Raw genomic sequence first — 11,548 nt, 5'->3', positions numbered from 1 at the left:
TCTAGCCAGATATCCGACTGAAAAGCCGAAAGGGGCGGCCTCGCAACAGAGGCCGCCCCTTTCGGACAGCGACTACAGCATGCAGGAGACGCAACCCTCGACTTCGGTTCCCTCCAAGGCCATTTGGCGCAGACGGATGTAGTAGAGGGTTTTGATGCCCTTGCGCCAAGCGTAGATCTGGGCGCGGTTGAGATCGCGGGTGGTTGCGGTGTCCTTGAAGAAGAGGGTCAGCGACAGGCCCTGGTCCACGTGCTGGGTGGCCGCGGCGTAGGTATCGATGATCTTCTCGTAGCCGATTTCGTAGGCGTCCTCGTAGAACTCGAGGTTGTCGTTGGTGAGATAGGGGGCCGGGTAGTAGACGCGGCCGATCTTGCCTTCTTTGCGAATCTCGATCTTCGACGCCACCGGGTGGATCGAACTGGTGGAGTGGTTGATGTAGGAGATCGAGCCGGTCGGCGGGACGGCCTGCAGGTTCTGGTTGTAAATGCCGTGCGCCATGACCGAGGTCTTCAGCTCACGCCAATCATCCTGGGTCGGAATGTGCACGCCCGCATCGGCGAACAGCTGCGCGACCCTTTCGGTCCTCGGCTCCCAGACCTGATCGGTGTACTTGTCGAAGTACTCACCGGAGGCGTACTTGGATTCTGGGAAGCCACCGAAGTACGTGCCGCGCTCCTTCGCGATCAGATTCGAGGCCCGAATCGCGTGGTACACCACGATATAGAAGTAGATATTGGTGAAGTCGATGCCCTCTTCGGACCCGTAATGCACCCGCTCCCGAGCGAGATACCCGTGCAGATTCATCTGTCCGAGGCCGATCGCGTGGGATTCGTTGTTGCCCTGTTCGATCGAGGGCACCGAGTAGATATGCGTCTGATCCGATACCGCGGTCAGCGCCCGGATCGCGACCTCGATGGTCCGCGCGAAGTCGGGTGAATCCATCGTCTTGGCGATGTTCAACGAGCCGAGGTTGCACGAAATGTCCTTGCCCACCTTGGCATAGGTCAGATCGTCGTTGAACAGCGACGGCGTCGATACCTGCAGGATCTCCGAGCACAGATTCGAATGGGTGATCTTGCCCGCGATCGGATTGGCCCGGTTCACCGTGTCCTCGAACATGATGTACGGGTAGCCGGATTCGAACTGCAGCTCGGCAATGGTCTGGAAGAACTCGCGCGCCTTGATCTTCGACTTGCGGATGCGCTTGTCGTCGACCATCTCGTGGTACTTCTCGGTGACATCGATATCGGCGAACGGCACGCCGTAGATGCGCTCCACGTCGTACGGCGAGAAGAGGTACATATCCTCGTTCTTCTTCGCCAGTTCGAAGGTGATGTCCGGGATCACCACGCCCAACGACAGTGTCTTGATCCGGATCTTCTCGTCCGCATTCTCCCGCTTGGTATCCAGGAACCGGTAGATGTCCGGGTGGTGCGCATGCAGATACACCGCGCCCGCACCCTGCCGGGCACCGAGCTGGTTGGCGTAGGAGAACGAATCCTCGAGCAGCTTCATGATCGGGATGACACCCGAGCTCTGGTTCTCGATCTTCTTGATCGGCGCACCATGCTCACGAATATTGCTGAGCAGCAGAGCAACTCCGCCGCCGCGCTTGGACAGCTGCAGCGCCGAGTTGATCGAGCGCCCGATGGACTCCATGTTGTCCTCGATGCGCAGCAAAAAACAAGACACTGGCTCGCCGCGCTGCTTTTTGCCGGAGTTCAGGAAGGTCGGGGTGGCGGGTTGGAAGCGCCCGTCGATGATCTCGTCGACCAGCTTGCCCGCGAGCACCTCGTCACCCGCCGCAAGGGTCAGCGCAACCATGCAGACCCGGTCCTCGAATCGCTCCAGGTAGCGCTTACCGTCGAAGGTTTTCAGCGTGTAGGAGGTGTAGTACTTGAACGCGCCGAGGAAGGTGGGGAACCGAAACTTCTTGGCGTAGGCCTGCTGGAACAGCGTCTTGATGAACGCGCGGTTGTACTGCTCGAGAACCTCTGCCTCGTAATAGTTCTCTTCGACCAGATAGTCCAGCTTCTCGTCGAGATTGTGGAAGAAGACGGTGTTCTGGTTGACGTGCTGCCGGAAGTACTGGTGCGCGGCCTCGCGGTCCTTGTCGAACTGGATCTTGCCGTCAGCACCGTACAGGTTCAGCATCGCGTTGAGGGCGTGGTAGTCCATGACCTCGCCCGTCTCGGCGGTACGGACCGGGGCCTGCTCTAAGCGAGCCGTTTTGCCGGTCGGCGCTGTCGTTGCTGTTGCCAAAACAATCCCAATCCCTCTCGGACGCGCTCGACGTCCTCAGCGGTTCCCATGAGTTCGAAGCGATATAGGTAGGGCACCCCGCACTTACGCGAGATCACCTCGCCCGCATAGCAATACGTATCGCCGAAGTTCGTGTTTCCCGCCGCCACGACACCGCGCAGCAACGCGCGATTGTGCGGATCGTTGAGGAACTTGGCGACCTGCCGCGGCACGAAATCCTTATCGGATCTATTTCCCCCCAGTACGTGCCGACCGCCCCCGTAGGTGGGGACGATCAGCACGTATGGTTCGTCTACGCGCAGCGAGTCAGCGGTGTGCAGTGGTATGCGAGTCGCCGGGAGTCCCAGCTTCTCGACGAAGCGGTGCGTATTCTCCGAGGCGCTGGAGAAGTAGACCAGTGCTGTCCCTGTTGACATGGCTACCTCCTCCCCTTTCCATCGGATACACCGGAAAGCTGGATGCGATCAGGCCGCCACGGTCGCGAGCGACTTGATGCGGTCGGGCCGGAAGCCGGACCAGTGGTCCTCACCGGCGACGACGACCGGCGCCTGCAGGTAGCCCAGCGCCATGACGTAATCACGCGCCTCGTCGTTCTCGGAGATGTCGATGACTTCGTAGTCCACCCCAGCCTTGTCGAGCGCCTTGTAGGTGGCATTGCACTGGACGCAAGCGGGCTTGGTGTACACGGTGATGGTCATTGATGTCCCTCTCTCCTATGCCTGATCCATAGCCTGTGATCCGTATGCTGATCGTCGAGCGACCTGCAAGCAGTCGCTACCGGCGCTTGATCCGACGTACGCTGCGCAAACTCCTGGATCGGTTCCTGAAATCGCTGCTCAGCCGCTTGCCGCGGAAGCTGATCTCACTCCGTCTTCCAGTACCGAAGACACTACACCTAGTGGCCGACAGATTCATACAACACGACATGTTGCGAGTCACAGAGATGAAATTCCCGAGGCGTAAGTCCCTGGACGCTCGATTCGCAACCTGACACGACAGTGGCGCAGATCACAATTTCCTACCGTAGCGGCCTTCCAGCAAACTTCTTTCGGCGAACGAAAAGGGCCGCCCCCGGAACTCCATGGATGGAGCCGGGGGCGGCCCTGCTGGCGAGACTCGGCGCTTAGGCGGACACCAGTTCGCCGGTCGCCTGCACCAGTTCGCGCACGGTCGCGCCGAGCTGCGTCAGCGCCTCGGCATCCTCGCGCGGATGCGACTCGGCGAACCGCTCGCCGAATCCGGCGAAATGCAGGTGGGCGTTCTCGACAACCCGGGCGCCCGCGACGCCGAGCGCTTTGACCACATCGCCGTGCGCCCACTTGGCCGCATTCAGGCTGATCGAACCGCTGACCACCGCGACCGGCCGATCCTTGAGCGCGCCGCTACCGTACGGGCGCGAAACCCAGTCGATGGCGTTCTTCAGCACGGCGGGGATGCTGCCGTTGTATTCGGGTGTCACCAGGAGCAGGCCGCCGGATGCGGCGACGGCGTCCCGCAGCGCCTGCGCGGCGGCGGGCACGGAGCCGGGCACGTCGAGATCCTCGTTATAGAAGGGGATATCGGCGAGGCCCTCGTAGATGGCGATCTCGACACCCTCCGGTGCGGCCTGCACCGCGGCCTCGGCGAGCCTGCGGTTGATCGATGCGGCACGAAGGCTGCCAACAAGAGTAAGGATGCGGGTCTGACTCATGACGACTCCTGGTGTACTGGATGTGGTGTCCGAACTTCTGACTACACCAACCGGACCGCGGTCCGATTCCATTCCCGAAGAAACGGCGAGAGGCTTGTGAGCTACAGCACATCCATGTCAGACGGAATGATGCCCGAGCTGCCGCTGGTCGGCATCGGCGCGCCCGTGCCCAGAAATCACGAACGCGCCGATGCCGCACGCAACCGCCAGCTACTCCTGGACGCGGCGCAGGATATCGTGCGCGAACACGGTGTGGACAGCCTGACGATGGACGCACTCGCCAAGCGGGCCGGGGTCGGCAAGGGCACCGTCTTCCGACGATTCGGCAGCAGGTCGGGGCTGTTGCGCGCGCTCTTGGACCATGCCGAACGAAAGTTCCAGGAAGAGTTCATGTTCGGGCCGCCGCCGCTGGGGCCGGGCGCGGCGGCGGTAGAACGACTGGTCGCCTTCGGCCGGGCCCGGCTACTCGATATCGAGGTCGCGGGCGAACTGCATCGCGCCGCGGAAGTCGGCGAGGCGAGCGACCGCTATACCGGACCGCCCTACGGCCTGCTCCGCGCGCACGTGACGATGCTGCTGCGCCAAGCTCGGGTCGACGGCGACGTCGTGCTGATCGCCGATGGTCTGCTCGGCCTGCTCGGCGCCGCATTGGTGATGCATCAGATGCATGAACTCGGCTATGACCGCTGTCGGATCGGCGATAACTGGGAGGCATTCGTTCGGCGGGTTGCCATCCAAGCCCGGCCAGTAGAGTGATGCGTCATGGGGAACCTGCGTGAACAGATCATCGCCGAGTTGGGCGTCCAATCGAATATCGAACCGAAGGTCGAAGTGCGGCGGCGGGTCGATTTTCTCAAGGACTATCTGAGCGCAAGTCCGGCACGGGGTTTCGTACTCGGCATCAGCGGTGGTCAGGACAGCGCGTTGACCGGACGACTCTGCCAGCTCGCCGTCGAGGAACTGCGTGCCGACGGTGCGGATGCCGCCTTCATCGCGGTGCGCCTGCCCTACGGTGTGCAGGCCGATGAGGCCGATGCCAGGATCGCGCTGCGGTTCATCCAGCCCGACCGCTCGGTGGTGGTGAACATTCGCCCCAGTGCCAATGCCGTTGCCGCCGAGGTGGCCTCGGCGCTGAGCTCACCCACCCCGTCGGCTCCGCCGACTGCCATCCAACCGCGCGTCGACAAGCTGCGCGACTTCGTCCGCGGCAATATCAAGGCCCGCGAACGTATGGTGACCCAGTACGCCATCGCCGGTCAGGAAAATATGCTCGTCGTCGGCACCGATCACGCGGCCGAGGCGGTCACCGGCTTCTTCACCAAATTCGGTGACGGCGGCGTCGACATCACCCCGCTGACCGGCCTCACCAAACGCCAAGGCGCGGCACTGCTGCAAGAACTCGGCGCACCGTCGAGTATCTGGTCCAAGGTGCCGACCGCCGATCTCGAGGACGACCGCCCGGCGCTGCCCGATGAGGAGGCGCTCGGCCTGCGCTACAGCGAGATCGATGACTATCTGGAGGGCAATGACGTCACGGCCGAGGTCGCCCAGAAGCTCGAGACGATATTCCTGAACACCCGCCACAAGCGCACCGTCCCCGTCACGCCGTTCGACACCTGGTGGCGCTGACTACTTCGGCTCTCGACGCGACTTCTGATCCGGTCCGGCGAACTGCATTGGCGCAGCTGCTGACCCGCCGGACCAGCACCCCTGACGCCGTGCGCGGCGTCAGCCGCCCGCGAAGGGTGGGAGGACGTCGACGCGCGGCGTGAGCGCGACCGACGGGTCGCGGGTGAGTTCATCGCCGACGAGGTAGGCGCAGACAGCGAGCATCTTGTCGAGGTCGGGACCGTATGACTCAGCGAGGGTGGTGCGCAGGTCGGCGACGGTGGCATGGGCCGGGAAGTCCAGAATTTCCCGGTCCTTGCCGATGGCGTCGGCAATCGCGGCGAAGTAGCGGATCTCAACCACCGATGGCTCCCATCGTGCGTTCCGGCGGGACGAAATCCTCGGCATCAATCCCGTGTCCCGCCCATTTGTTCCACATGGCGCCGCGCCAGATGGTGGCGATCTCATCGTCATCGGCACCTGTGCGCAGCGCTTGGCGCACATCGAATTCCTGATCGCTGAACAAGCACGACCGCAGCATGCCGTCGGCGGTGAGCCGGGTCCGGTCGCAGGCATCGCAGAACTTGCGGGTCACCGTCGCGATGATGCCGACCGTGGGCGGGCCGCCGTCGATGAGCCATTTCTCCGCCGGGGCAGCGGGATCCGACCGTCCGACCTCGGTCAGTGCGAACCGGGTACCGAGCACGGCGAGCAACTCGGCCGCGGTCACCATATTGGCGCGGGCCCATTCGTGATCGGCGTCCAGCGGCATCTCCTCGATGAACCGCAGTTCACAGCCCTCGTCCAGACACCAGCGCAGCAGATCCGGCGCACCGGCGAGGGTGTCGCGCATCAGCACGGCATTGATCTTGATCGGCGCCAGCCCGGCGTCCCTGGCCGCGCGGATGCCCGCGAAGACCGAGTCGAGCCGGTCACGGCGGGTCAAGCGGGCGAAGCCGAGCCGATCCACCGTATCCAGCGAGATGTTCAACCGGCTCAGGCCGGCGGCCGCGAGACCGTGGGCCCGATGGGCGAGTCCGACACCATTGGTCGTCATGGACAGCGGAACCCCGGGCACCCGTTCGTGGCAGCCCGCGATGATCCGCTCCAGCTCGCGGCGCAGCAGCGGCTCACCGCCGGTGAACCTGACCTCGCGCACCCCCAATTCCCGCACCGCGAGTGCGACGAGCCGCACAATCTCCTCGACCGTCAGCAGTTCGTCCTGCGGGATGGCGGGCAGGCCCTCCGCGGGCATGCAGTAGGTACATCGCAGCGAACACTTTTCGGTGATCGATATGCGCAGATCGCGTGCGGTGCGCCCGAATCGATCAACCAGATACGGCGTGTCGGGCCGTCCAGCGAGCGAGGGCGGCTTGGACCGCACAGCGGGAATCCCCATCTCGACCAGCGTCACAAGTCCATTATGACCGCTCCGCGCGCTGTGCCCATGGGCGGACCGCACCATCGGCGAGCTCACAAACTCCGAGTTCAGCGGGCGAGCGTTCGTGCGATACGACAAGCGAACCCGCTACCGCTCGGCGATTAGGCTGACCGTATGACCTCGCGTGCCGACACCTCCGGTGGCCACCGACCCAGCCCGCCCGCCACCGCCCGGTCCGTCGACGCTCACCGGGACACCATCGAGGCGCTGCTGCGCCCGCTGGCCGCCCGCGCAGTCGAATCCGTCGCGGTGCCCGCCGCGCTGGGCCGACAGCTGGCCGACGATATTCACGCGCCGGTCGACCTGCCGGTGTTCCGCAACTCCGCGATGGACGGATACGCGGTGCGCGCCGAATCGGTGGTGGTCACTCCTGTGACGTTGCCGCTGGTCGGTGTGGTCGCGGCGGGCGCGGCCGGACAGACGCCATTGCCGCGTGGCGCCGCGATGAAGGTGATGACCGGTGCGCCGATTCCGCCCGGCGCCGATTGTGTGGTGCCGGTAGAGGATGTGCACAGCGATGACGCGGCGGTGACCATCGAGCGGGGACGCACCGCGGGTGAGTTCGTACGCGAACCGGGTACCGATGTGCGCTCAGGCGATCTGCTGGCCCGCGCGGGCACCACGCTGGCGCCCCGCCACATTGCCGCACTTGCAGCGGTCGGTCTGCCGAATGTGCCAGTATTCCAACCGATTCGGGCGGCGGTCATCACCACCGGTGACGAATTGGTTACCGCTGGAACAGCATTGCGCCCCGGCCAGATCTACAACTCCAACGGTATCGCCCTCGCCGCCGCGCTCAGCGCCAACGGTGTCGACGTGGTGTCGGTGGAGCACAGTACCGACGATCCGGCGAAGTTCCGCGCACTGCTTTCCGTCGCAACGAAATCCGCCGATATCGTCTTTACCTCCGGCGGGGTATCCAAGGGCGACTTCGAGGTGGTCAAGGACGTATTACAACCGCTGGGCGGCGAATTCGGCTCGGTCGCGGTGCAACCTGGTGGGCCGCAAGGACTTACCCTTCTCGATGGCGTTCCGGTGCTGAGTTTTCCCGGAAATCCGGTGAGCACCATGGTGTCCTTCGAAATATTCGCGCGGCCCATGCTACGCCGTATCGCGGGCCTGCCCGAAGTGGAGAGCTACGAGGTGCCACTGCGCAATGCGGTGCGCTCGCCGAGGGGACGGCGCCAATTCCTGCGCGGACAGTTGGTGCGCGACGACGCCGCGTCGCCCGGATTGCCTCGCAGGCCGATCGCCGTCGAGGTCACCTCCGGACCCGGTTCGCATCTCATCGCGGGCATGGCCTGGGCGGATGTATTGATCGATGTGCCCGCAGAGGTCACTTCGCTGGCGGTCGGCGCAGCTGTGCGAGTGTGGTCGCTATGAGTGAGTTGTCCCATGTCGACCGGGAAGGTCGCGCGCGCATGGTCGATGTGAGCGCGAAGTCCGACACCACTCGGATCGCGGTCGCGGCCGGTGAGCTGCGGACCACCGCCGAGGTGGTCGCGCTGGTCCGGGCCGACGATATGCCGAAGGCCGATGTGCTCTCGACCGCGCGGATCGCCGGAATCGCGGGCGCGAAGAAGACCTCGGAACTCATTCCGCTGTGCCATCAGCTGGCCCTGTCCTCGGTAAAGGTCGAATTCGGCTTCACCGAGGACACCATCACGATCGAGGCGAGCGCGAAAACCAAGGGCCCCACCGGCGTCGAGATGGAGGCACTGACCGCAGTCGCGGTCGCCGGACTCACCCTGCACGATATGGTCAAGGCGGTCGACCCGGCCGCGACGCTCAACGGCGTGCGGCTGCTTACCAAAAAAGGTGGCAAGCACGGACATTGGGAGCGGCCTGCGGAGCAGGAACCCGTGGACATTCCCACGCTCGCCGACGAACCACCGGAGCCCACCGCGGAAGACAATGTGCCAGAGCCGATCTCGGATGCCGATGAGCGCACCGCCGTCGTGCTGGTCGCCTCCACCGGCGCAGCGGTCGGCACCCGCGTGGACACGACCGGTCCGGTACTCGCGGATTGGCTTGGCAGACTCGGCTTCTCGGTACGCGGCCCGCTGATCTACGCCGACGCCGAGATCGATATCGGCTTGGCCGATGCCCTGCGGTTCGAACCGTCGCTGGTGATCAGTACCGGCGGCACCGGCGCCTCGCCCACCGATGCGACACCCGAGGCGACGCTCGCGGTACTGGATCGTGAATTGCCCGGCGTCGCCGAGGCGATTCGGCAGCGCGGCACCGCGAAATTCCCGCTAGCAGCGCTCAGTCGCGGTGTGGCCGGACTGGCGGGCCGATCGGTGGTGGTGAATCTGCCCGGCTCCCCCGGTGGGGTCAAAGACGGTATGGCGGTGCTCGAGCCGCTGCTGGATCATCTACTCGCGCAAGTAGCCGGAGGCGGCAACCATGGCAACAAGTGAATTCGCGACCGTATGCCTGGCCGGTATCAGCGAGCAGCCGCTGGATCCGGCGGTGGTCGAGGCGGCAGTGACCGGGCCGGAGCACGGCGCCGTCGTGGTCTTCACCGGCAAGGTGCGCAATCACGATGGCGGACAAGCGGTTTCCGCTCTGGAATATTCGGCGCATCCGGAAGCCGAGCGGTTTCTGCGACATTGCTGCACCGAACTGGCCGAGCAATCCGGACTCCCGGTCGCGGCCGTGCACCGGATCGGGCAGCTGGCCGTCGGTGATCTGGCGATCGTCGTCGCGGTCGCCGCGCCGCACCGCAGCGCAGCCTTCAGCACCTGTGCGGAATTGGTGGATCGGATCAAACACGAAGTTCCGATCTGGAAGCGCCAACTCTTCGCCGACGGGTTGTCGGAATGGGTGAACGCCTGCGGGTAGCGGCCCATTGCCGGTGAATCCGCGAACCGGTCATTCCGCTGCGGGTGGCGGATGCGGCGGCAGGCACCGGCCATCCGCCGCATCCCCACGCACCGCACCCCGTCCCGCCGGGTCCGGTCAGACCCTCAGGAAGGTCGCCGCGATCCGCCAGAAGGTCGCATCCTCGATGGCGCGAAAATCCCAGCTGTCGGCGATGTCTCGGGATGCGGCGACGATGGCGGGTACGTCGAAATCGTCACGGGTCGCGGTGCCCTTGGCCTCCAGCGCGGCGACCACGTACGCGGTGGCACTCTCCCAGGTCTCTGACACGGAACTCTCCAATCGGTCGTAGAGACAAATACGGTCGATCACGGTTCTTGGGCCGAACCGACACCGCACGCGCCAGATTCGCCCCGTTGCGCACATGCCGCGCACTGCGGGCCATGTGTCATTTCTATGTCCGCGCGCTCGGTCGCCGTGCCAAGTACCGAACCCGCCAGTTTCGAGCAGAACGCGCCAACGTTTCGAGGCGTCAGTGTCGGGTGTAGCGCCAGATGCCGAGCATAGCCTGCTCATCCAGCGGTTCGGCGGCATTGTGCACGGTGTCGTGCAGCCGCGCCAGTGCAGCGTCGGTGGGCAACCCCGCGCCGATCAGCACCAATTGGGTCGTGCGAGATTCGCCGCGCGACCAGGAGTCCGGTTCGAAGGCAATGTGGCGACCGACCATATGCAGCACGAACTTCCGGCGTTCGGCCGCAACCCCGAAGGCGGCGAATCCCTTGGCGCGGAACAGGCCGGGCGGCGGATCCTCGAGGAATTCGACCAAGCGGCGCGGATCCAATTCCCTGTCGCTGGTGAAGGACACGCTGGTGTAGTAGTCGTGCAGATGACGGTGCTCGGCATGGTCGTCGTGGTCGTGGTCGTGCAGCAGTTCGTCGAAGCTCAATTGTTCGGCGACGCGCGGGATTTCCCGCAGCGGCTCGTCGAAGAGCAGGCCGAGGTCGATGCGGCCACGGGTGGTCGCGTACACCGGCACCTGCCCGATCAGGTCGGTAATCTCCTGCCGCAATCCGGCCAGCCGTTCCGGCACCACCCGATCGGCCTTGTTGAGCACCACCAGATCCGCCAGCCGCAGATGAGTGGCGAGTTCGGGATGACGCTCGCGACTATCCGGAAACTGCTCGGCGTCGACCACCTCGACCAAACCGCCGTAGCGGATGCGCGGATTCTCGCTGCCCACCACCATCCGAATCAGATTGCGTGGTTCGGCCAGCCCACTGGCCTCGACCACGATCACGTCGATCTTGGCGCGCGGCTGCGCGAGCCTGCTGAACAGGTCATCGAGTTCGCCGACATCCACCGCACAGCAGACGCACCCGTTGCCCAGGGAGACCATCGCGTCGACCTGTCCGGCCACCAGCATGGAATCGATATTTATGGCCCCGAAGTCGTTGACCACCACCCCGATCCGCGTGCCCCGATTGTTGCGCAGCAGATGATTGAGCAACGTCGTCTTCCCGGATCCCAGAAACCCGGCAACAATCAGAACAGGAATCCGCGGGGCCACCGGCTGAGTCTATTGGCTGTGTTGTTGGCCGCGCGGGCGCGGCGTGTTCGCGTGCCGTCCGCGGTCAGGCGCAGGCAGTTCAGCGCTGTGAACCGGTGGGTAGCGTCATCGACAGTGTCGCGCCGCCACCGTCACGATTGCGGGCCGAAACCGT

12 protein-coding genes and 1 pseudogene are annotated in these 11,548 nt (G+C 64.7%); 5 read left to right on the top strand and 8 right to left on the bottom strand.

Annotation, left to right across the window (positions count from 1 at the left end; genetic code table 11):
- Positions 1-72: 72 nt before the first annotated feature.
- The 4 genes and pseudogenes from nrdE to AB0L63_RS31905 all read right to left on the bottom strand — a co-directional run.
- A pseudogene (nrdE, locus tag AB0L63_RS31920) lies at positions 73-2,178 on the bottom strand (class 1b ribonucleoside-diphosphate reductase subunit alpha); the annotation flags it as partial.
- Between the two features lie 38 nt (positions 2,179-2,216).
- Positions 2,217-2,678, bottom strand: coding sequence for a class Ib ribonucleoside-diphosphate reductase assembly flavoprotein NrdI (gene nrdI / locus AB0L63_RS31915; protein WP_364508627.1), 462 nt, complete (start codon positions 2,676-2,678; stop codon positions 2,217-2,219).
- Between the two features lie 48 nt (positions 2,679-2,726).
- Positions 2,727-2,960, bottom strand: coding sequence for a redoxin NrdH (locus AB0L63_RS31910; protein WP_040693941.1), 234 nt, complete (start codon positions 2,958-2,960; stop codon positions 2,727-2,729).
- A gap of 425 nt (positions 2,961-3,385) precedes the next feature.
- Positions 3,386-3,952, bottom strand: a complete 567-nt coding sequence (locus tag AB0L63_RS31905) for an NAD(P)H-dependent oxidoreductase (RefSeq protein ID WP_364508623.1) — start codon at positions 3,950-3,952, stop codon at positions 3,386-3,388.
- Between the two features lie 129 nt (positions 3,953-4,081).
- Between AB0L63_RS31905 and AB0L63_RS31900 the strand changes: the two genes are divergently transcribed.
- A complete protein-coding gene (locus tag AB0L63_RS31900) occupies positions 4,082-4,708 on the top strand; it encodes a helix-turn-helix domain-containing protein (protein ID WP_364508670.1) in 627 nt (208 codons plus the stop codon).
- Between the two features lie 6 nt (positions 4,709-4,714).
- Positions 4,715-5,581, top strand: coding sequence for an ammonia-dependent NAD(+) synthetase (gene nadE / locus AB0L63_RS31895; RefSeq protein ID WP_364508620.1), 867 nt, complete (start codon positions 4,715-4,717; stop codon positions 5,579-5,581).
- A gap of 99 nt (positions 5,582-5,680) precedes the next feature.
- On the opposite strand, the gene AB0L63_RS31890 is transcribed toward nadE, so the two are convergent.
- Positions 5,681-5,923: a MoaD/ThiS family protein gene (locus tag AB0L63_RS31890; protein WP_364508617.1), complete on the bottom strand. Its 243-nt coding sequence runs from the start codon at positions 5,921-5,923 to the stop codon at positions 5,681-5,683.
- Positions 5,916-6,974 (bottom strand): GTP 3',8-cyclase MoaA, encoded by a 1,059-nt coding sequence (gene moaA / locus AB0L63_RS31885; protein ID WP_364508614.1) that lies wholly within the window; start codon positions 6,972-6,974, stop codon positions 5,916-5,918. The genes AB0L63_RS31890 and moaA overlap by 8 nt, the downstream gene beginning before the upstream one ends.
- Positions 6,975-7,115: 141 nt before the next feature.
- Here moaA and glp point away from each other — a divergent pair, with 141 nt between their 5' ends.
- The 3 genes from glp to AB0L63_RS31870 are packed head-to-tail and all read left to right on the top strand — an operon-like array spanning position 7,116 to position 9,848.
- The gene (gene glp, locus AB0L63_RS31880) at positions 7,116-8,384 is read left to right on the top strand and encodes a gephyrin-like molybdotransferase Glp (protein WP_364508611.1); all 1,269 of its coding nucleotides are present in this window, start codon (positions 7,116-7,118) and stop codon (positions 8,382-8,384) included.
- Positions 8,381-9,424 (top strand): bifunctional molybdenum cofactor biosynthesis protein MoaC/MoaB, encoded by a 1,044-nt coding sequence (moaCB, locus tag AB0L63_RS31875; RefSeq protein WP_364508608.1) that lies wholly within the window; start codon positions 8,381-8,383, stop codon positions 9,422-9,424. The genes glp and moaCB overlap by 4 nt, the downstream gene beginning before the upstream one ends.
- A complete protein-coding gene (locus tag AB0L63_RS31870) occupies positions 9,411-9,848 on the top strand; it encodes a molybdenum cofactor biosynthesis protein MoaE (RefSeq protein ID WP_364508605.1) in 438 nt (145 codons plus the stop codon). Before moaCB ends, AB0L63_RS31870 begins: the two co-directional genes overlap by 14 nt.
- Before the next feature lie 117 nt (positions 9,849-9,965).
- Here the strand turns inward: AB0L63_RS31870 and AB0L63_RS31865 are convergent, their stop codons facing one another.
- Positions 9,966-10,157, bottom strand: coding sequence for a hypothetical protein (locus tag AB0L63_RS31865; protein ID WP_364508603.1), 192 nt, complete (start codon positions 10,155-10,157; stop codon positions 9,966-9,968).
- A gap of 202 nt (positions 10,158-10,359) precedes the next feature.
- Positions 10,360-11,394 (bottom strand): CobW family GTP-binding protein, encoded by a 1,035-nt coding sequence (locus AB0L63_RS31860; protein WP_364508601.1) that lies wholly within the window; start codon positions 11,392-11,394, stop codon positions 10,360-10,362.
- Positions 11,395-11,548: the final 154 nt, after the last annotated feature.

The sequence above is a fragment of the Nocardia sp. NPDC051990 genome, assembly GCF_040680755.1.
GTDB lineage: Bacteria > Actinomycetota > Actinomycetes > Mycobacteriales > Mycobacteriaceae > Nocardia.
This window is presented reverse-complemented; position numbering and strand designations above follow the sequence as displayed.